The 20,818-nt window shown below is 44.8% G+C and carries 22 protein-coding genes and 1 riboswitch; of the genes, 5 read left to right on the forward strand and 17 right to left on the reverse strand.

Annotation, left to right across the window (positions count from 1 at the left end):
• The 3 genes from RBH88_RS09400 to RBH88_RS09410 all read right to left on the reverse strand — a co-directional run bounded on the left by RBH88_RS09400 (position 1) and on the right by RBH88_RS09410 (position 4,632).
• Complete coding sequence (locus tag RBH88_RS09400; RefSeq protein ID WP_213691973.1) at positions 1-960, reverse strand: Ppx/GppA family phosphatase; 960 nt, start codon at positions 958-960, stop codon at positions 1-3.
• 95 nt (positions 961-1,055) lie between these two features.
• Entirely contained in the window at positions 1,056-2,495 is a 1,440-nt protein-coding gene (gene proS / locus RBH88_RS09405) for a proline--tRNA ligase (protein ID WP_213691974.1), read from the reverse strand.
• A 46-nt stretch (positions 2,496-2,541) separates the two neighbouring features.
• Positions 2,542-4,632, reverse strand: a complete 2,091-nt coding sequence (locus RBH88_RS09410; RefSeq protein ID WP_213691975.1) for a patatin-like phospholipase family protein — start codon at positions 4,630-4,632, stop codon at positions 2,542-2,544.
• Positions 4,633-4,832: 200 nt separating this feature from the next.
• On the opposite strand from RBH88_RS09410, the gene RBH88_RS09415 reads away from it, so the two are divergent.
• Entirely contained in the window at positions 4,833-6,119 is a 1,287-nt protein-coding gene (locus RBH88_RS09415) for a dicarboxylate/amino acid:cation symporter (RefSeq protein WP_213691976.1), read from the forward strand.
• Positions 6,120-6,187: 68 nt separating this feature from the next.
• On the opposite strand, the gene RBH88_RS09420 is transcribed toward RBH88_RS09415, so the two are convergent.
• Genes RBH88_RS09420 through RBH88_RS09435 form a run of 4 tightly spaced genes read right to left on the reverse strand, consistent with a single transcriptional unit; the run spans position 6,188 to position 9,444 of the window.
• Entirely contained in the window at positions 6,188-7,582 is a 1,395-nt protein-coding gene (locus tag RBH88_RS09420) for a chloride channel protein (protein ID WP_213691977.1), read from the reverse strand.
• Between the two features lie 15 nt (positions 7,583-7,597).
• Entirely contained in the window at positions 7,598-8,083 is a 486-nt protein-coding gene (locus RBH88_RS09425; RefSeq protein WP_213691978.1) for a chemotaxis protein CheX, read from the reverse strand.
• 24 nt (positions 8,084-8,107) lie between these two features.
• Positions 8,108-8,560, reverse strand: coding sequence for an endonuclease (locus RBH88_RS09430; protein ID WP_213691979.1), 453 nt, complete (start codon positions 8,558-8,560; stop codon positions 8,108-8,110).
• Positions 8,561-8,562: 2 nt separating this feature from the next.
• Positions 8,563-9,444 carry a lysophospholipid acyltransferase family protein gene (locus tag RBH88_RS09435; RefSeq protein ID WP_213691980.1) on the reverse strand — a complete coding sequence of 294 codons (882 nt, stop codon included), beginning with the start codon at positions 9,442-9,444 and terminating at the stop codon, positions 8,563-8,565.
• Positions 9,445-9,567: 123 nt separating this feature from the next.
• On the opposite strand from RBH88_RS09435, the gene RBH88_RS09440 reads away from it, so the two are divergent.
• On the forward strand, positions 9,568-10,374 hold the full coding sequence (locus RBH88_RS09440; RefSeq protein ID WP_213696022.1) for a universal stress protein: 807 nt from the start codon (positions 9,568-9,570) through the stop codon (positions 10,372-10,374).
• Here the strand turns inward: RBH88_RS09440 and sfsA are convergent.
• From sfsA to mce, 7 genes are all read right to left on the reverse strand, one after another.
• Positions 10,364-11,431: a DNA/RNA nuclease SfsA gene (gene sfsA / locus RBH88_RS09445; protein WP_213696023.1), complete on the reverse strand. Its 1,068-nt coding sequence runs from the start codon at positions 11,429-11,431 to the stop codon at positions 10,364-10,366. The two genes, RBH88_RS09440 and sfsA, sit on opposite strands and share 11 nt — an antisense overlap.
• A gap of 12 nt (positions 11,432-11,443) precedes the next feature.
• The gene (locus RBH88_RS09450; RefSeq protein WP_213691983.1) at positions 11,444-11,935 is read right to left on the reverse strand and encodes an AbrB family transcriptional regulator; all 492 of its coding nucleotides are present in this window, start codon (positions 11,933-11,935) and stop codon (positions 11,444-11,446) included.
• Positions 11,936-12,014: 79 nt separating this feature from the next.
• Positions 12,015-13,136, reverse strand: coding sequence for a sodium ion-translocating decarboxylase subunit beta (locus RBH88_RS09455; RefSeq protein ID WP_307879578.1), 1,122 nt, complete (start codon positions 13,134-13,136; stop codon positions 12,015-12,017).
• Between the two features lie 21 nt (positions 13,137-13,157).
• Positions 13,158-13,583: a biotin/lipoyl-containing protein gene (locus RBH88_RS09460; protein WP_307879579.1), complete on the reverse strand. Its 426-nt coding sequence runs from the start codon at positions 13,581-13,583 to the stop codon at positions 13,158-13,160.
• 36 nt (positions 13,584-13,619) lie between these two features.
• On the reverse strand, positions 13,620-14,063 hold the full coding sequence (locus RBH88_RS09465) for an OadG family protein (protein ID WP_307879580.1): 444 nt from the start codon (positions 14,061-14,063) through the stop codon (positions 13,620-13,622).
• A gap of 21 nt (positions 14,064-14,084) precedes the next feature.
• On the reverse strand, positions 14,085-15,644 hold the full coding sequence (locus RBH88_RS09470; protein ID WP_307879581.1) for an acyl-CoA carboxylase subunit beta: 1,560 nt from the start codon (positions 15,642-15,644) through the stop codon (positions 14,085-14,087).
• Positions 15,645-15,661: 17 nt separating this feature from the next.
• Entirely contained in the window at positions 15,662-16,063 is a 402-nt protein-coding gene (gene mce, locus RBH88_RS09475; protein WP_213689874.1) for a methylmalonyl-CoA epimerase, read from the reverse strand.
• A 159-nt stretch (positions 16,064-16,222) separates the two neighbouring features.
• Between mce and RBH88_RS09480 the strand changes: the two genes are divergently transcribed.
• Positions 16,223-16,609 carry a hypothetical protein gene (locus RBH88_RS09480; RefSeq protein ID WP_213689875.1) on the forward strand — a complete coding sequence of 129 codons (387 nt, stop codon included), beginning with the start codon at positions 16,223-16,225 and terminating at the stop codon, positions 16,607-16,609.
• 51 nt (positions 16,610-16,660) lie between these two features.
• Here RBH88_RS09480 and RBH88_RS09485 read toward each other — a convergent pair whose 3' ends face one another.
• Positions 16,661-17,119: a universal stress protein gene (locus RBH88_RS09485; RefSeq protein WP_213689876.1), complete on the reverse strand. Its 459-nt coding sequence runs from the start codon at positions 17,117-17,119 to the stop codon at positions 16,661-16,663.
• Positions 17,120-17,214: 95 nt separating this feature from the next.
• On the opposite strand from RBH88_RS09485, the gene RBH88_RS09490 reads away from it, so the two are divergent.
• The gene (locus tag RBH88_RS09490) at positions 17,215-17,895 is read left to right on the forward strand and encodes a prepilin peptidase (protein ID WP_213689877.1); all 681 of its coding nucleotides are present in this window, start codon (positions 17,215-17,217) and stop codon (positions 17,893-17,895) included.
• A gap of 2 nt (positions 17,896-17,897) precedes the next feature.
• On the opposite strand, the gene RBH88_RS09495 is transcribed toward RBH88_RS09490, so the two are convergent.
• Positions 17,898-18,707 carry an alpha/beta hydrolase gene (locus tag RBH88_RS09495; protein ID WP_213689878.1) on the reverse strand — a complete coding sequence of 270 codons (810 nt, stop codon included), beginning with the start codon at positions 18,705-18,707 and terminating at the stop codon, positions 17,898-17,900.
• Positions 18,708-18,720: 13 nt separating this feature from the next.
• A complete protein-coding gene (locus RBH88_RS09500) occupies positions 18,721-20,046 on the reverse strand; it encodes a methyl-accepting chemotaxis protein (protein ID WP_307879582.1) in 1,326 nt (441 codons plus the stop codon).
• 106 nt (positions 20,047-20,152) lie between these two features.
• Positions 20,153-20,261, forward strand: a riboswitch (TPP riboswitch).
• Between the two features lie 51 nt (positions 20,262-20,312).
• Between RBH88_RS09500 and thiT the strand changes: the two genes are divergently transcribed.
• Entirely contained in the window at positions 20,313-20,816 is a 504-nt protein-coding gene (gene thiT / locus RBH88_RS09505; protein ID WP_213689880.1) for an energy-coupled thiamine transporter ThiT, read from the forward strand.
• Positions 20,817-20,818: the final 2 nt, after the last annotated feature.

Genomic DNA, 20,818 nt, shown 5'->3' on the forward strand with positions numbered 1-20,818 from the left:
CTATGGAAGCAAAAGCGGTTCTTCCCCTTCGGAATCTTTCTCAAAATAATGCATCGCAACACCATGGCGTAAACCTCTGTCACTTACTGTAAAAGATTCTTCTCTCGTCATGTCTAAAATTTCTTCGACAATACATGCTCCGGCAAGGATAATATCAGCTCGACCAGGAGATAAACCTGGTATTTGACATCGATCTGCTATTGTTCTAGAAGCATACCTGAGCAATTGATCATGCACATCTTCTCTCGATAAATTAATCCCATGTATTCTACTTGCCTTATATGTTTCAAGTTCAAGCTGAACAGCTGCAAGCGTCGTGATTGTGCCGCCTATACCAATGAGGGGGCCTTGGCGGAAAACATGGTCAAGATGTTCTATCTCTTCTTTTATTGCATAACGGGCTCTCGATAAGAGCTCGTCTGATACTGGAGAGACTTGTAAATATCGTTCCGTTAAAGGAACGGATCCTAAAGAGAGGCTGCATCTATCTACAATAGAGCTTTCCTTACCTCGAACAAACTCTGTACTGCCTCCACCTATATCAAAAAGAGTAACTTCTTCGAACTTCAAAGATTGAGGCAACCCTGATAGAGCTCCGATAAAGGATAATTCGGCTTCTTCATCTCCAGAAAGAACGCGAAGCAGAATTCCTGTTTTTTCTTCAAGGAGAGTACTAAAGTAGTCTGAGTTTTCGGCAACTCGCAAAGCCATGGTTCCTACTATCTCAATTCCATCTACATCCAGCGCTTTTGCCTGGTGAACCATGGAATCAATCACTTCAACATTCCTTACTACCGGTTTATCTAAAAGTATCTTATCTTTAAAAAGGCCTTCGCTCAGGCGAGTAATTTCTGTCCTCTCAAATAATGTAGAAATAACATGATGAATGCGAGAAGCAACAAGAAGCTTTAAGGAATTAGATCCAACATCGATGACTGCTACTCTTCTCTCTCTATCCATAACTCTCCCCCCCATTTTAAGCAAAAAGCGGGCTCCCTACGCAAGGGCCCCCGCTTTTAAGTATATTTCAATCGCTAAAAGATTATCGACAAGATTTAATAGGCTTTAGCAAAAATCGTCTTTCTCGCATCAGAAGCACCAGTGAGGAAACAAGTTCCTCTCTCTGTACTATCTAATGGAATGCAACGCGGAGTCGCACCCGTTTCTTCTTTTATTTTCTTTTCATCTTCTGGCGTTCCAGCAAAATATGTCTCTACAAATCCTCCCTTTTCCTCAATAATAGTCTTTAATTCCTGCAGGGAAGAGGCTGAAGCTGTATGCTCATTACGGAAATTGAGCGCTTTTCTATAAAGATTTTGCTGTATTTCATCAAGCAGCTTTTGAACTCTGACAACAACATTTTCAAAAGGAATGTCTTCTTTGGCACCTGTATCTCGCCGAACCGCCCGTACTGTTCCGGCAGCCATATCCTTTTCACCAAGTTCCAAACGCAAAGGTACCCCTTTTTGAAGATGGTAGAAGAAACGATCACCTGGGCGCATAAAGAACTGTTCATCAACACATGTAAAACGACCACCTAATGCTTGGTTTAGCTTATCAGAGAACTCTCGGGCCTTCGGAAGAAGCTCTTCTTGTATCGCTGAATCCTTATTACTGATAGGAAGAATGGCTACCTGCACGGGAGCAATTCGAGGTGGAAGTATAAGCCCGTCATTATCTGAATGAGTCATTATTAAAGCCCCTATAAGTCGGGTAGAAACTCCCCAGCTTGTTGTCCAGGCATACTCCTGCTCTCCCTTTTGGTTTTGATACTGTATATTGAAAGCATGAGCAAAATTTTGTCCAAGGAAATGGCTTGTTCCCGCCTGTAGAGCTTTAGTATCGCTCATCATTGCTTCACATGTAAATGTATTGAGAGCTCCTGGGAAACGTTCTCCTGCCGTTTTTTCACCAGGGATAACAGGAAGAGCCAATATATCACTCATAATGTTTTTATATACCTGTAGCATTTTTAATGTCTCTTCCATAGCCTCTTCTTTTGTGGCATGAGCAGTGTGCCCCTCCTGCCACAAAAATTCTGACGTACGGAGGAAGAGACGTGGCCGTTTTTCCCAACGCATAACATTCGCCCACTGGTTGATGAGAAGAGGTAAATCACGCCAGGACTGAATCCATCTGCTATACATATGCCCGATTACCGTCTCCGATGTCGGACGAACGACAAGGGGTTCTTCTAAAGGCTCCCCACCAGCATGAGTAACGACAGCACACTCGGGAGAAAATCCTTCAACATGCTCTGCTTCTTTCTCTAGAAAAGAATTAGGAATAAGCAAAGGGAAATACGCATTTACATGCCCCGTCTCTTTAAAGGCCTCATCGAAATGGTGCTGAATAGATTCCCATAGAGCATACCCTGTTGGACGAATAACCATACAACCCCTTACTGGAGCATAGTCGGCAAGTTCTGCGACCTTAATGACATCAAGATACCACTGAGAATAATCATTCTCTTTAGGTGTTATGTTTCGTGCCATGTTTTTTTCAACCTCCGTTACAAAAACCCTTTCGGGAAAAATATTTTTATGGTAATGGATGGTGCCCCCAAATCGGTTTCCCGATAAAGAATCCCACTTTAAAATCACTTTGGTCATTATACAGGAACATAAGGCGCCCATCGAAAAAGTGTCCAGGAGCAGAGAAAGATATACCGCTCTCCCAAACACTATCAGACTTTGATCCGTTATCGTCATAAGCCCACCCTGCTCCTCCAAAAATTTCTGCAGTGAGGCTCCCCCACCAACTCTGCATGAAGACCCTGCGAAAAGCAAGATTTAACCACACCATCCGTTCTGCTTCTATTGGTCGATCTGCGTAGCTATAAAGTTCTTCTGCTGCACCTAAATAAACGGCATGGCTGGGCTCGGTCACATCTCCTTCAGCAAAACCACCTCGCAAATAGAGCCTCCACTTTTCTGAAAGAGAAAGAGCCTGAAAGATATTTACTCTGTACAAAAGTTCATCATGTTCCGGCCACCAAAATGCAACTTTCATAGAACCGCCCTTGGTGGGATCCACAGTATCATCGAGAGTATTATATGCCACATAAAAGGTAGGGCCTAGAGCGTCTTCATCTCTTCCATTGAAATGCACTCTCTCTCCGCCAATACCAACTCCCGCTCGAACATCACCCATGGAAAAATGATGAACGAGTCCCAGACCGTATCTATCCCAGTTTTTCTCAAAGGCATTTCGAGGTGTCACTTTCCAATTCTGAGCAGATAAATTGAACTCCCAAGCTTTAGAAATATCCGAAGAGGACAAATATCCCACGTCGGCCGCCCATTGTGACCCTAACTTCAAGTTCAACTTGATAGCATCACCATCTTTTAAAATATCTCTCTTTATTCCATTTATGTAAAGCCATCTATAGGGATGAAGATTTGTTGTATACCCACCTAATCGAAGCTCAGAGCTCGGACGACGCTGGGCTGTAAAGACTATCGCCGTTCCTTTCTCTCTCTTCTCAAGACGGTAGTCTACAGCAAGAACGTCTATACGTTTAGAAATCTCATAACTCGCTTTGAGTACTTTGAAAGAATCTATTGGTTTTCCTATCCAGGATTGGTAGTGTTTTTTAAATTCATTACAAACGTTTTCCGGAAGACCTTCAACACTTACTTCGGCAACAATTTCCTGCCTCTCCTTGGGCTGTAGCTGAGGAGGCGGTGCAAGATTCGATAACTCTCGTATCTTTTTGATGTGGGCCAATGCTACATTACGGCCGGCAGCAATAATTTCTTCTGCCTTAGAAGCGTCAAATAAGGGCATTTTCCCCACTTGTGGGGTCAAAAGCACATCAGCTTCTTTCACTTCATTGGCAACGTTTTGCTGAGTTAAAACCGTTATAGACTGATCAATAACATCAACTACGGTGCGCAGCTCTTTTCTTGTTCTCAGAGAGCTTGTAACGTCGACAGCAAGAACTGGATAGCCTGGAAAGAGTTCTTTCGCAGTGATAACCGGTAAATTTGAAACTAATCCTCCATCAACAAGAAGACGCCCTCCTACTGGCCACGGCTCGAAAAGACCTGGGATAGCCATAGAAGCTCTCATAGCAGAGGCGAGACTGCCACTCTGCAAAACAACCTTCGCCCCAGTCTCCAAATCTGTTGCAACTGCTGCAAAAGGAATGGGTAATTCATTAAAATGAACTACCTGTACTCTCGATGCCATCTGTGAAAATTTCTCTAGCAGCTTAACACCGGAAAGCCCTCCCAAGTAGCCCCCCACACCTCCATGATGAACAACGGAGATCCATGGGACAGAACTTCCCTCGCGTTCTCCCAAAGGTAAAAACATCGGAGAAGACCGCTCAGAAAGAAGACTGCTTAAATCAATATTCTTAACGACTTCTTCCAATTCAAAACCATTGTAGCCGCTAGAAGCCAACCCCCCAATGATAGCCCCCATACTTGTTCCCACAATTCCAGCTATAGGAATATTCTGTTCTTCAAGCACTTGAAGAACACCGATATGGGCGAGTCCCTTTGTTCCTCCGCCAGAAAGAGCGAGAACAACTCCTCCATGAGAAGAAGCTGAACAGGTAGAAACATTTAAAAGAAGGCAACTCAAAATTATAAAGCCAGCACAAATACGTTTCAGATTTGACATCGATCGGCCCTCCTCTTGTCTATACAATAATACTTACAGTGAATTTTAACGTACACAGTGCTAAGGAACAACTCTTTTAATTAATCATCTTCTTGTACTGCTCTCTAAAAGAATGTACAATTTAGATATTTACATAACAATGTGTAATAAGAAAATATTACAAAATAGCCACTCAATATTAATGGGAGGTGGAAAGGGGTATGGAAAGCGAAAAAAAAGGTATGTTCGATTGGTATTTCAAAAGTAATTTATTAATACGGATTCTTATTGGTCTTGTTCTTGGCGCAATAGTGGGGATGGTGGCCGGAGATTCGATTTTATGGGTGAAACCCTTAGGGGACATTTTTGTTCGTCTATTAAAAATGATCGTTATGCCTATTATTCTAACAACACTTGTTGTCGGGGCTGCAAGTATAAGCCCAGCGGAACTCGGCAAAGTCGGAGTCAAAATTGTCGTCTTTTATCTTCTTACATCAGCTTTTGCAGTTGCTGTCGGCTTACTTATGGGAAATTTATTCCATCCGGGACTTGGATTAGACCTCGGCGTTATAGGGGAAGCGGCAGGTCGCGCTCTTGAAAAACCATCCCTTGCAAAAACATTCCTCAATATCATTCCTACAAACCCCTTCGGTGCTCTATCTGGAGGAGATGTTCTTCCCACTATTTTCTTTGCCATTATGTTTGGTCTTGGCATCAGCTATCTTAAAATCAGCAAAAACAGTCGTATTCAAGAGGCTGGAGAGTTACTATTCAAAATGTTTGATGGTGCAGCAGAAGCTATGTACAAAATTGTCGGCTGGGTATTACAGTATGCCCCCATTGGTGTATTCGCCCTTCTTGCCGTTGTATTCGCACAACAGGGAGCCAAGGCAATTGGCCCCTTGGGAACTGTAACTTTTGCCTGCTTCCTGGGATATATCATTCATCTTATTGTTGTTTATGGAGGAATCCTCACACTGAACAAACTTGGCCTCTTTACCTTTTTACGAGGAGCAAAGGAAGCTATGATCACAGCCTTTGTCACACGAAGTAGTAGCGGAACCCTACCAGTCAGTATGAGCAATGCTGACGAAAATCTAGGCGTAGCAAAAAACGTATATTCCTTCACTCTTCCTCTGGGAGCCACCATCAACATGGACGGAACCGCCATTTATCAGGGAGTTTGCGCCCTTTTCATTGGCTTTGCCGTTGGTCTTCCTCTCAACTTTGCACAACAAATGACTGTTATTTTAACAGCGGTTCTCGCTTCAATAGGAACAGCAGGCGTTCCAGGAGCTGGCGCGATTATGCTTCTTCTTGTTCTTGATTCTGTGGGACTTCCCATAGAACAAGGATCTCCTGTAGCGGCTGCATATGCCATGATATTGGGTATTGACGCCATTCTTGATATGGGAAGAACCTGCCTCAATGTCACTGGCGACTTGGTAGGATCTACTGTCGTAGCCAAGAGTGAAAAACTGCTTGATCTATCGAAATGGAGTAAGTAGAAAATGAAGTAAATACGTTAAAAAGCACAAAAAGAAGAGGCTGCTTTGAAAGCAGCCTCTTCTTTTCATTATTTATGTTTGAGATTTTGTCTATGCTTCCAAAGTCGATAACTTCGAACAATCAAACGAACTAAAGGAAGTCGCGTTAAGGCAGGATCAGGGTCACACTCCCCAACACGTTGATATTCGTCGCAAATATCAAGAACGGGAGATTTAGGACACTTCACAATCTGATCGGGATAAATGCTTCTATATCCAGAAACAACAAAAGAGATAACTGACGCAATAGCCGCAAGGCTTGCCACTCTAGAACCAAAAAGCTCCGCAGCTAAAATAGCCGCCGCAATAGGAGTATTAGCTGCTCCAGCAAGAACGGCTACAAAACCGATGCAGCTGAAAAGAACAGGGTCTAAACTAAAGATCGATGCAAAGGTTGCACCAGAGGCCGCCCCTATGAAAAGAGTAGGCGTCACGAGTCCGCCACTTCCTCCAGCTGCCAAAGTTACACCTGTGAAGAGAGATTTCCATATAAAAGCCAACGCTGGAACCTTGGCACCAGTAATAGCCTCAGATATAGTTTGAGATCCTAGACCCAAATACCTAGGACCTACGAGCAACGATAAAAGAACGAGAACAACTCCTCCAAGAACTGACCCTAAAAGGGGGTGGAGTCCTATTTTTCTATATATTTTCTGAGCCGTGTGAAGAATTTCAATGAAAAGAAGAGAAACAAGACCAAAAAAGACCCCCGCGCATACAACCCAGACAATAATATTTGCTCCTGTTAAACGGGGGATATAAAAAAGAGGTTTATAGATATAGGCCATGCCAAGATTCAAAGAAACTTGATAACTTACCATGCCGCTCACGATACACGGCAAAAGAACATCGTAAAAGACCTGCCCAACGTACAACGCTTCAAGACCGAAAACTGCACCTGCAACTGGTGCTCCAAAGACAGACGCCATACCTGCAGATACACCACAAACGACCAATTTTCTACGATCTACATCATTCAAGCGCAATCCTGTCGCAAAAAGATTTGAAACAGCCCCACCAATTTGTGCGCTCGGCCCTTCCTTACCGAGAGAGCCCCCTGTAGAAATAGTGATAATAGCCGCTACCACCTTAACCACCACACTATAGACATTGATCCGTCCATCATGATGGTGAACAGCTTCTATCACGCTTTCCGTTCCTTGACTGCTATCATCTGAGAACTTAAGGTACCTCACCAACAAAACACTCACGAAAAGCCCGACAGGCAGCAAAACAATCCTCCATGGAGGAAGCGTACCGACTTCTGTTGAAAACTTTTCGAGAGTAAGCATAAAGGTAGAGGTACCCGTTCCCACGAAAATACCAATAATAACTGCCAACACCAACCACTTGAAAACACTGTAAAAAAGCGCAAATTCTTCTTTAAAAAACCTCGCCCACGAATCCTCCTGCAATAATCTCACTCCAAAAAAACAAAATTAACAATGAAAAGAGAGAACTAGATAGAGATAACCTCCCTGTGCAATGGAAAAAGGCAAAGTAAAATTACGAATTCCAAGAGATTCACTTGGAACCGTCCGGATGCCCGCTCCTGTAATAATTTGAGGAGGAGTTACGTCTACCCCCTCGAGAGAAGATTGGGTAAGCGCCCGACCGCTCACCATATTTGAAAGTTCCCCAATGACACTTGTTGCAACAGGATCTTCAATGTCAGGTTGTATCATGCCACCAGACATTGCTGATACGACAGCGCTGAAACCTGCCTGATCAAGCATAATTACAGCCGTTCCCTGAAGTCCTCCCCCAACAACACCGACAAGTGAGGCCAAGCAACTTCCATGAACATGAACCCCTTGCGCCACCTCTGACTTGAGAAGAGATACTTCCACCCCCATTTCACGACTCACTGAAATTAGAGATGACCCAAAAGTATTAACAAGAGTCGCCAATTTTTCTACGCCCATAAACCAGAATCTCCCTTCCTCAATCTATTCCCTCGCTTCTAATGTTATATAGCGACGAACAATTACAAGAGCAGCCAGATCATCAATATCTCGATTGGGTGTTCTAAGAGAGTCTGGAAATAACTTCCATAACCCCTTAGGGGGATGTAAGCTCCAGAACACTTTCCTCGCTTCAAGAGTTGAACCTCGCTCTTCCACTATTTCTGCATATATTCCTTGCCCTTCTAAAAAAGATAAAATCTCTTGACACGTTGTTCCATTCCCCACAACAACTCTCAGGTCTGTATCGGGGTTAAAATAGTTCTTTCTGTTTTCCCTGATCCAAGGGGTTAAAAGAGCCCATTCACGTTTCAAAAGGCTCTCCAAAAAGAGAGGCAGATCTTGCTTTTTTACTATGCCTGAAATAAGCAAAACTCCATTATCATCAGTTAGAGCCCAACCAATCTTATCTCTTCCAGGATCTATGCCCAACAACATTTTTACTTTCCCATGGTGGATGCCCAACGAGGATATAACCACATCCACTGATCCGGGTACTGAGAAATCCACGAACTTATCGAATTATTACATATAGTTACTGCTTTTGCCAGATTTTCTCCAAATTTTTCAGAATTCGAATCTTCAAAAGGAGGTAAAAAATAAAGATCGTGGTGTACCCCATCCACCCTTCTTATAATAAAAACTGGAACCATCGGGCATTCATACTTAAGACTCATTTTTATAGGACCATAAGGAGTGCTTGCGGGAAGACCTAAAAAAGGCGCGATAATCCCTTTGTCGCGAACATCCTGGTCAATCAAAATGGCAAGTACCTCTCCTTTTCTAAGGCATGTCATTGCCGCTTTTAAACTAAACCCCTTGCTTATAGTGGAAACATTACATTTCTTTCTATATTCGATAATCATGTCAGTAATTCGTTCATCTCGCTGTTCTGCTCCAATGGCATTCATTGGATATCCCATTCGGGCAATGCTCGCTGCTGCAATCTCCCAATTGCCTATATGCCCTGTTATAAGAATAACGCCATTTCCTTTTTCATATGCTCGACGAAGATTTTCTTCTCCATGAACAGTTACAAAAGAATCGAGAGAAGAAATGAATTTCGGCAAACGAACAAACTCGGCAGCAGAACGCCCAAGATTCAGATAAGATCGCCTTACTATGTGTCTAGCGGTAGTAACTCCCACACCAAGGGCTTCCACACATCTTTTTTCGGCCTTATCAACTCGCTTCTTGCTCAAAGCCCAAAGAGTTGTTCCTAAAGCACCACCCAACTGAAGAGCCGTCTTATGTGGTAATGCCTGAAACAACTTTTGCATATATTGAATTAAAGTCCATGTTGTATTCTGACTTAATCCCACTTATCTATCCTCCATAAAAATTCGCCGATTATTATACCTTATTCAAGTGTAACACTATATATATTGCGATATACTTATTGAGAAAGTTAAGAAGAAAAAATTCCTCAGGAGGTGATTCGCAATATGTTACGGCGAATTTTGTTCCCAATGGATATGTCTTCTTTCTCAAAAGAAGCTCTTTTGTGGGTTTCCAGAAGAGCTCTTCAGCGACAATCGGACATTCTTATCGTTCATGTTGTCAGCCCGGCCGCTGGGATGAATATTCCCCAACTTGTACAAGAAGCAGAAACGACTCTCAACGAATTCTGCCAGAAAAACCTGCCAGAAAAGCTTTTTTACAAAGTAATCGTAGCTGCAGGAGAATCTCTAGAAATTATTCCTGAATACGCATCAAAAGAAGAATGTACATTCGCTGTCATTCCCTCACAAGAAGCAGGCGAATTGACCCCACTTGTAAGACGACTTGCTATTCCTCAACTTATTTTACGTTCCCGCAATGAACATTTTCCCGAAGAAGATATATATCAAAACATTGCCGTCGCAGTAGATTTATCGCCGGAACGGACAGATATGATGCTTCATGAACTCAGAGACATTCTTCAGCAGGTGGATACTGTTCCGACTCTGACTCTTGTCCATGGCGTTCCCCTTGAAGACGCAGAAGATTCCCAGACTCTCATAAATGCAGCAGAAGAGGCGCTGGAAGTGGTAACACAAGATGTAAGTTCATGGAACACCGAAACTTCGATGCAAATCGTAAGTGGGCAGCCTGAAATAGAGCTTCCTTCCTGGATAGAAAAGACTTCTCCGAGTCTTCTCGTTGTCGGTCTCTCTACGCAAAGAGAAATCTGGCAGTTAATATTAGGCTCCACAGCTGAAGCCCTTATAGAAGGAACGACGTGTCCCGTTTTGGTTCTGCCTACTGCCTGACCAGAAGATTTGAGGCAATCATAGATTCCAAACGATTAATGCGCATATCAATCAAAAACTGAACAAAATCAGGCTCTTTTAAAGGATTTTTGTTGAAAATAAACATTTTTATTCCTCTATCTTCGAGAAATTTTGCATCGTCACAAAGCAGGGAAAGCCTATTGAAAAGTGTTTCTTCTATAGGTTGAGTTGTTCGTATGGCCAGAATTCGAGAAGAGGCCTTTTTTATCTGTGGTAGAACATGTATTCCATACTGTCCATTTTCTAACATGTGAATAGAAAGAGAGTAACCCTTTGTTGTGCACTCTTGTTTCAGGAGATTCCAAAGAATGGGAATTTCTTCTATTTTTTGTCTCATCGTAAATAATTTATCCCATGAAATTTTCAAGGCTTTAATCATAAGTCTCTCATTTTGACTGCTTTCGAACTGATTCTCTTTTAGAGCCATTGAAAAATCAAAGTCAGTATGATAGTCGGGGATAAAAAAATCAGGATGACCGGATTGCACAATAAAAAGAATCCCTGCTCTTATTTCCTGCTCGTTTATGCGGCGCAATTCATTTAGATGTTTTAGAGCCCGTGTTGAAGGAGCATCTGGAAACATAGCTATCTTTTTTCCAAATAGAGAACACGATTTTACCTCTATGACCATGGGCTCTTTTCCGTTAGAGATGAGAAGATCAAATCGGCTGTTTCCCCAAGAAACTTCTCTTCTTACAACTCTATATGCCTCTAGTCCTGGAACTTGCCCCTGATTGAAAAGCCACGCCGCAACGTCATTAGTTTTATGGGTATGAAGCATAACCGGTCCATGCTCCGCAAGGGCTCCCACAACAGTAAATTTCGTTTTTCGAGACGCTGCCGCTGCGCTCTCTTTGATTAAATAGAGAGTTGTTTCAGGGTACAATAGCTCCCATAATCTGCCTGGATTTGGGAGAAATGCCTGAACTCTTTCTCCATCGGAGAGACGACATATGACTAAGAAGCGATTTGGCCTTTCCAGAAAACGTGCTTCGATAAGAGCGTTCCTTTCTCCTATATGAAATATATCTGCCATATATTATTCTCCTTAATGAGGACTACTAAAAAAGATTGCTATAAAGGGGATAGAAATGAGTACGACGGAAATACGAATGACGTGAAAAAGGAGAGCAACAGGAGCATTAGCGCCAGATTCTACAGCAGCCAACCCTAAGCCGGAAAGTCCTCCTGGCGCTGTTGAAAAGACAGCAGTCATTATATCTATTCCACTTAACTTGGAGATACAAAAAGCAAGTAAAATACTAAAAAGTAAAATGACAAGACTATACACAATCGCTATTGGAATAAATCGAGGAATTTGACGAACAGTAGCCATATCAGCTTGAGCAACTATAACAAAAGCTACGAATAATTGAGAAAGAAAGGATAAGAATTTCATATGTTGCGCTTCCATTCCCATAAAGCCCTTGATAAACAACCCCCCTAACAAGCCCCCTACAAGTGCCCCAGATGGGATCTTTAACTTATACCCTACAACTCCTCCCGCTATAATGCCAACATAAAGGAAAACATTTGTCATTTCTATTCCATCACCCTTTAAGAAAAGGGGGCTTTAAAAGCCCCCTAAATAAATTTCTGACGTTTATATTATTAAAGATTTAGCTCAAGAGGGTAAGCATAACGGACGCAGCGACGGCAGTGCCGATAACACCAGCCACGTTGGGTCCCATAGCGTGCATAAGCAGGAAGTTGCCAGGATTCTCTTTCTGACACATTCGCTGTACCACTCGTGCCGCCATGGGAACGGCAGAGACTCCAGCCGCTCCGATCATGGGGTTAATCTTCCCGCCGCTTACCACTTTCATGACCTGCCCCAGCAAAACGCCGCCAGCTGTGCTGCAGATGAAGGCAACGAGTCCCAGAACAATGATCTTGATCGTTCCCCAGGTGAGGAAGTATTCTGCGCTCATGGTTGCACCTACTGACAAGCCCAGGAAGATGGTGGTGGCGTTGAGAATCTCGTTCTGTGCCGCCTGGCTCAGTCGTTCTGTCACGCCGCATTCACGCAACAGGTTTCCGAACATGAGGATACCGATCAGAGGCACCGATGACGGGAGAAGCAATCCCGCAGAGACAGTACACACGATGGGAAAGAGCACTCGCTCCAGCTTGGAGACTGGTCGAAGCTGATCCATACGGATAGCCCGGTCAGCCTTGCTGGTGAAGAGCTTGATTACCGGCGGCTGGATGAGCGGCACCAGCGACATGTAGCTGTACGCCGCAACGGCCACCGCTCCCAGAATCTGGGGAGCCAGCTTCACCGTCAGGTAGATGCTCGTCGGGCCGTCCGCTCCGCCAATGATGGCGATGGATGCCGCCTCCTTCACGTTGAAGCCCATGAGCAGCGCTCCGAAGAGGGCGATGAATACGCCCAGCTGTGCGGCTGCTCCGAGCAGGAAGGTGATGGGATTGGCCAGAAGGGGCGCAAAGTCCGTCAAGGCCCCTATCCCCATAAAGATAATGACCGGATAGATCTCATGTTCCGTTCCGAAAAAGATATACCGCAAAAAGCCTCCGTCGTCCATGATTCCCGAGAGGGGAAGGTTCACCAGCAGGCAGCCGAATCCGATGGGGACCAGCAAGAGGGGTTCAAACCCCTTCACGATGGCCAGATAGAGCATAACAAAGGCCACCCCCAACATGATGACGTTGCCCCACGTGAGTCCCGAGAATCCCGAGGATCGAAGGATCGTTCCCAGTGAGTTTAGATAGACTTCCATAATCGCCTGTCTCCCTTCGGCTTAGCCGAGGACTACCAGGGCGTCTCCGGAATTGACGCTGTCCCCTTCCCGTGCCCGGATCTCTTTCACCGTACCGGCAGACGGGGCGGATATCTCATTCTCCATCTTCATGGCTTCGAGAATAAGAAGCACGTCTCCAGCATTGACTGTCGCGCCGACGCTGACACTTACACGAAGGATCTTGCCAGGCATGGGGGCTGACACCACTTCCCCCCCAGCTACGGGCGCTTCTGCAACTGGTGCCGGAGCAGGAGCTGCTGCCGGTGCGGGGGCCGGTGTTGGTGCCGGCGCTGGTGCTGGTGCTGCCGCCTGAACTGGCGCTGCCGCCGGTGCCACAGGAGCGGTTACGGGCGCTCCACTGCCGAGTTCTTCCACTTCTACGTTGTAGCTTGTTCCGTCCACTGTCACTTTATAGAGTTTGCTCATTCTTTTCCCCTCCACACTGCTGTGTTGTCGTTGTCTTTACCGACCTGACCAGGTCTGGTTGTTTAAGCTTTCGAGCCCTTCCATGATGGCGCTCGATCTCCACAGGCTCACCCGTGGACCACGTCTCTTCGATGATGTGGTACCTGTCGCTTCGATGCTCGTGATGCGGCAGGGCCGGCCCGTTGCTTCCACTAACGCCGCTGTGATAACGGCTATAAGACGTTTCTGGTCTCCTGATGCCGACGGTACCGATACTGGCGCTGCCACAGGCGCTGATGCAGGCTTCGCTGCAGGTGCCGGAGGCGTGCCGCCATTCCCCTTCGGTGCCGTCGGGCTCGCCTTCACACCACCAAAATACTTGATGGCATAGATGATGGCCGTCAGCCCTCCCAAAACCAGAAAAACCGTGGAAAAGGCTATGAGCGCCAAGGTGATCGCCCCGCCTATTCCCGTCTCAAAATAGGTATGAAGATCTGTCACTGCTATCGCCCCTTCCTCGCACTAATGGGGCATGACGCCGTGCTTGCGTCTCGGTCGAAGTTCGCGCTTGTTCGCCGTTCCCTGTAATGCCAGGTAGATCTCGCGGCGTGTCTCTTCCGGCAATATGACCCGATCCACGTAGCCTCGCTCCGCCGCCACGTAGGGGTTGGCAAAGGCCTCTCTGTACTCCTCTATCTTCTTGTTCCGCTCCGCAACCTGGTCTTCCGCCTTTTCGATCTCTTTGCGGAACACGATGTTCGCTGCTCCTTCCGCTCCCATTACGGCAATCTCCGACTGGGGCCAGGCCAGAACCATGTCGGCTCCCAACGATTTGGAGCACATGCCGAGATAGGCACCGCCGTAGGCCTTTCGCAATACCACCGTGATCATGGGAACGGTGGCTTCGCTGTAGGCATAGAGAAGCTTCGCTCCGTGACGGATGATGCCACCCCACTCCTGCTCCGTGCCGGGAAGGTATCCTGGAACGTCTACAAAGGTGACAATGGGAATGTTGAAGGCGTCACAATGCCGAATGAAACGGCTCGCCTTGTCTGAGGCGTCTATGTCGAGGCAACCGGCCATGTTGGCCGCCTGATTGGCGATGATGCCTATCACTTCGCCACCGACGCGACCGTAGCCTGTGACCATGTTCTTGGCCCATAAAGGCTGTACTTCAAAAAAGTCTCCGTCGTCAACCACTTTCTCGATGACGTCGTGAACTCGATATCCCTTGTTCGGATTGGTGGGAACTACGTTGCGAAGTTCCGGCACAAGACGATTGGGATTGTCGTTCGTCTCTTTCCACGGGGCGTTGTCCACGTTGTTGCTGGGAAGATAGCTCAACAACTTCTTCACCTGAGAGAAGCACTCGACTTCACTCTTCGCCATGAAGTGGGCGTTGCCGCTCTTCGCGTTGTGGGTCAGCGCTCCGCCGAGAGATTCGCTGCTGACTTCCTCGCCCGTCACCGCCTTGATGACTGCCGGACCTGTTATGTGCATGATCCCCGTCTTCTCCACCATGAAAATGTAGTCTGTCAATGCTGGGCTGTAGACCGCTCCGCCTGCCGTGGGACCCATGATGATCGACAGCTGGGGAACGACGCCGCTCGCTATGGTGTTCCTGTAGAAAATCTTCCCGTAACCGTTCAGTGCGTCTACCGCTTCCTGAATCCTCGCTCCGCCGCTATCGTTGATGCCGATGACGGGCGAGCCGTTCTTCACGGCCAGATCCATAACCTTGCAGATCTTGTCTGCATGTTTCTCGCCGAGACTGCCTCCAAGGACGGTGAAGTCCTGGCTGAAGACATAGACTCGACGACCGTCAATCTCTCCATAGCCCGTCACAACGCCATCACCAGGGATGGTGTTGCTCTCAAGACCAAAACGATGGCAACGATGGGTGACCAGCTCGTCGAGTTCGATAAAGGTCCCTTCATCAAGAAGCTGCGCGATACGATCGCGCGCTGTCCCCTTCCCCTTCGATCGCTGCTTCTCTATGGCCTTCGCTCCACCGCCCTGCTGGGCCTCGGCGCGCTTGCGATCCAGTTCTGCACAAAGTTCTTCGATACTCCGATTCGTCATAACTCTAGTTGCCCCCTCTAACGTTCTGAGAGCTCAAGCAAAATTCCCCCTGTAGCTTTGGGGTGGACAAAGGCAATTTTCGCTCCGCCAGCACCATATCTTGGCTTTTCATCAATCAAGCGAACGCCCTTTTCCTTTAACTCTGCGAGTGCTTCTTCAAGATTTTCAACACGCAATGCAAGATGATGGATTCCTTCTCCCTTTTTCTCAATAAACTTAGCAACAGGACTATCCTCAGCAGTCGGCTCAAGGAGCTCAATTTCAGTATCCTTTACCGGAAGAAAAGCTGTCTTAACTTTCTGTTCTTCAACTTCTTCCACACCTGCGCATGTAATTCCCAACGCGGTTTCCCATACTTTCAACGCTTCTTCAATATTTTTTACAGCGACACCTATGTGGTCAACAACAGTTACCTTCATGAAACAGTCCTCCTTTTATCTATTCTTTTTTCCATCATGTCCTGAAATATCAGCGCTACTAATCTTAACAAAGAAAAATAGATTTGCCACGTCCTGTAATCCTTATTTATAATGTACAATTATAATTTAAGGGAAATAAAAAGAAGGGGGGGAAACTCCTTGAATCTTGTTACTTGTAAACTTTGTGGAAAAGTATTTTCTTCGTCGCGAGGAAAGATTTGTCCCGAATGTCTTGATGAAGTTGATAACCTTTATCGACGAGTAAGGGAGTTTTTGCGAGATAATGCCTCTCGGAATTATGATGTAGAAAGTTTATCAGAAGCGACAGGCATTGATATTCGTTATATTCAGGCTCTTATCGATTTAAAATATATCGACAGGGATGTTCAGTCTAATTTCAAAGACGAGGAACAAGAAAAAAAGGATCGATTGCTGAAGGAATTTCAAAAAAACCTTGATAAAGGTAATCGCAGGCATGAGTCTGCTGAAAAAACACGCACATATGGACAAGAACGTTATGGAAGTAAGGGAAGAACTAAAAAGTAAGTAATCATAAAAACATAAAGAAACAGAAAGAGGGGCCTTTGCCCCTCTTTCTTAGAAAACCTCTAAACCAGGGCGATAAATAAGTACTGAACAGTGAGCATAACGTGCCACATTTGCAGCGGTACTACCAACGACTAGTCGTTCTATTGTGCTTTGCCCTCGGTAACCGATGACAATAAGGTTGTAATCTCCAGTTTTAGCGTAATCAATAATGACATCAGAGGGACTGCCCTCTTTAACAACCATATCGAAATCTACGTTAGCAAGTTCCGGCATGCGCTCTTTAGCTTTTCTAAAGTAATATTCTAGTTTTTTACGAGCTATCTCAGATATCTCCATGTCGATTTCTGGTGGCAGCCAGGGTTCATATCCTTTCCACAGGGTGGGATGAGGCATAACATGAATAAAGGTTGCATGAACTCCCAAACGCAGGGCTAAAGAACACCCGTAAGCGAAAACTTCTTCTGATACCTTACTTAAATCGACAGCTACAAGAATTTTTTTCGGCATGGTTCTTCCCCCCTTTAAGATCTATAGTAACACTATTATAAAGGATAGGCTGAGACTATTTTCAATACTCTAAAAATTTTTTCATGGAGGAAGGAATGGATACATTATTTTTGGTCTTTATGTTTCTTTTTTTCTTCTTTATGGGAATATATATAGAAAAATTAGCTTTTCGCATGACCCAAGAAACTTTTCTTCCTGAAACATCTGCTCTAAGAAAAGTACTTTCAAAACCTTTCGTTGCAGGATTCATATTTGCTCTTCCTTGCTCTTTTTTCTTTCTACGGGAAGGGGTTTCTTTCTCTTTTCTTATTACAATACTTCTTTCAATGGGACTCTTTCTCTCTGCTCTCACAGATTTATATAGTGGTTTTATCTTTGATATCGTACCAATTCTGATGGGAGGGATATGTTTATTCATTCGCGCTATTGCAGGATTATCTCCTTTTATAGATGGCATAACAGGTGCTATTGCAGGCATGATAATCATGTTGCTTATTCGTTTACTCAGCAAGGGAGGCTTAGGTAGCGGAGATATTAAGCTCATGGGGGGAATGGGTGCTGGCTTAGGTCTCCACCTCTCTTTATATAGCATATATATTGGCATTCTTACAGGAGGACTCGTTGCCGCCTTGCTGCTACTTCTACGTCGGGCTCACAAAAAACAACCTATACCTTTTGCCCCTTTTCTTGCCTTTGGAGGAATAATTGCCATTGCCACCTTTTCATTTTTAGAGCGTTTCTTCAGCATCTCGCTCCCCTGGCCATGGAATTTATAAATTTACTCCATCAAACGAGCCTTTACGTGAGATACCATTTTCTTCAATGGCTGAATAGAGGCAAGTCCTCTCATTTTTCTAAAAGCATGATCCGCACCTGGTATAACAATAAACTCTTTATCTGATGTACTAACGGCATCAAAGAGACGGCGGCAAGCATCCATGCTAAATGTCTGATCGTTTTCCCCGTAAAAACTAACAAACCACCCGGACCTAATGGAATGAGCGGACTTGTAAAGAAGAGTGTTATCACCAATAGTGTCAAGAATGGGTAACTTTAAAGCCAACGATTCATCCCTATCATCAAGGCTATCGCCGCTGCCAGAGACAATAATACCTGCCGGTGCAACATCAAGGGAAGGCGCACAAAGACCACCATTTACTAATTTTTCACGGTAACTTCCACCTGCCATCAAAATAGAATGAATTCCTCCCAGAGAAAAACCCCATAAATATATTTCATCATTCATGTGACGTTTCTCTATCTCCTCAAGGGCAGCGCTCACATCGAATAGATCCATAGCATACGTTTTTCCTTTAAATGCAGTACGGGCCCAACACTCTCTGTCGTCTCCGAAGAAGCTCCGATCGCGCCGAATCCGACTAGTCTCTGTGAGATATACCGTAAAGCCCAACGGCAGAAGCATCTCTGCGAGTACAGCATATTTATTTCCCTCCTCAAGAGAAGCGCAACCATGAACTCCATGGAAAAGGACTATGATTTTTTTGGTATCTTCATTTTGAGAAAGGCGATTTATAATGACGTGTCGATCCCCGAAAATTCCTGGTATAGTGAATGTTTCTTTTTTCATTAATACTCCTCCCCTAATCAGGAGATAAAACCTTTACTCTCCTTGAGGATGACTCATCCTCTTTTAGTATTTTAAAAGCCCCGACATCCATTCTCATTTTTAAGGCTACTTTTTTTACACTCTCTGAAGATTCAAAGACTTCGTCTCCAAGAGATTTTAGTACTGATGCTTCTTGCGTCACAGAATGTATATTCTCTGAAATAATTCCAGCTTTTTCTGCTATAAGATGAATACGACTCGCTATCTCTTCGGAGCTAGCAGCTTCTTCCTGAGCTATTGAAGCAACATCTTGAGTTGATTCATTTATTTTTTCCAAGGTCTGAAGAATCTGCTCAATCTCTTTTTCTGTCTCTTCAGCAGACTGGGCCGCTTCTAGCGCTGAGGTTACGTTACTTTTTACAGTGTTTACAACTTCTGTTAAATCTGTGCTGATCTGTTGAGCTAGCATATCGATACGACCAGCTTCCTGCCGGCTTTCTTCAGCGAGTTTCCGAACCTCTTCAGCAACTACAGCAAACCCCTTGCCGTGTTCTCCAGCCCTGGATGCTTCAATAGCTGCATTTAAAGCAAGTAAATTTGTCTGATCAGCTATATGAGAAATAGTAGCAACAAAAGACTGTATCTGGTTGGCACTCTCAGAAAGAGCTTCTACTTTTTGAGCAAACATTTTCTCATGATTTGCTACAGTATGAACTGTTCCTGTCGTCTCTCGTAATCGGCTACGGCCAGAACTCCCCGAACGGTGAGCCATATTCACCAATTCTGCCGTTTCAGCACTTCTCAAAGCAGAACGCTGAGCAACTTCAGAAATTTCAGAAACCGTCTGATTAATCTCTTCAACTCCTTGCGCCAATTTTTCCATATTTTCTGTAGCATTTTTCATCTTAGCACTAATTGATACTGTTTTTCCCCTTGATACTTCGGTAAGAGATTTCATAGAATCTGAAGATTCAGTTAGAGTTCCCGCCACGCCATCTACTGTTACCATAGCCTCGTTAAGTTTTATAAGAAAATAGTTAAGAGATCGACTCACATCTCCAATCTCATCTTTTGCCCATGTAAAGGTTCTAAAAGTCAGATCTAAATCATCTGCCAACTCCCGTAGCCCCTCAGCTGTGGCTGTCGTAGCAGACGTAATTGAATAAGAAATAAAATAACTTATAATTCCACCTACACATAAAAAGGCTGCAAGCATCCCTAAAAGGAGCTGGCCTTGAACTTTATTAAAGATCGAAAGAAGAGAAAGACCACCTAAGGATATAAAAAGGAAAAGAATAAGTACTGCCAATCTACACTTGATGGATACCTGACGCAACATCTTCATTATAGTTTCGAACACACTCGTCACCCCCATCGGCGATTAAATGCATAGTATTTTAATTATAGTACTCTTTCCTTACGATTTGACAAAGAAGTCTAAAGGGGTCAAAATAGCGTTGACAAATACAGAGTACTGGGGGAGTCGGCGTATACCGGCTGAGAGGAGACGGATGGTCTCGACCCCTGGAACCTGATCCGGGTCATGCCGGCGAAGGGAAGTCCAGCGTAATATTTTCAACACTACCTCACCTTCCTCCGGCTAGGCCTATCAAGGAGGAATTTCTAATGCGTAATAAAACTAAGATTCTTGTTGAAGGGGCTCTTGTTGTAGCCATGACCGTGGCCTTTTCATACATTAAGCTATGGAGAATGCCTCAGGGAGGCTCTGTTACCCTTGAAAATATCCCCTTGCTTATTTTTGCACTCCGACACGGCTTGAAATATGGGTTCGGTGCTGGTACTGTCGCCGGAATTATACAGCTTCTTCTCGGTGGATATGTTGTCCACCCCGTTCAGGCTCTTCTCGACTATCCTCTTGCCTTTGGCGTTCTTGGGTTAGCTGCATTGATACGCAAACCTCTCTGGGCCGGTCTCACTTTAGGAACACTTGCTCGTCTTGTATGCCATATACTCTCTGGCGTCGTTTTCTTTGCAAGTTATGCTCCCGAAGGAACAAATGTATGGCTATACTCTACAGTCTACAATGCCAGTTATATGATACCCAATCTTGCCCTTGGTATTATCATCACCTACCTCGTTTGGGGAAGACTCAATAAAATCGGGCAATAATA

Source organism: Aminobacterium sp. MB27-C1 (genome assembly GCF_030908405.1).
Lineage (GTDB): Bacteria > Synergistota > Synergistia > Synergistales > Aminobacteriaceae > Aminobacterium.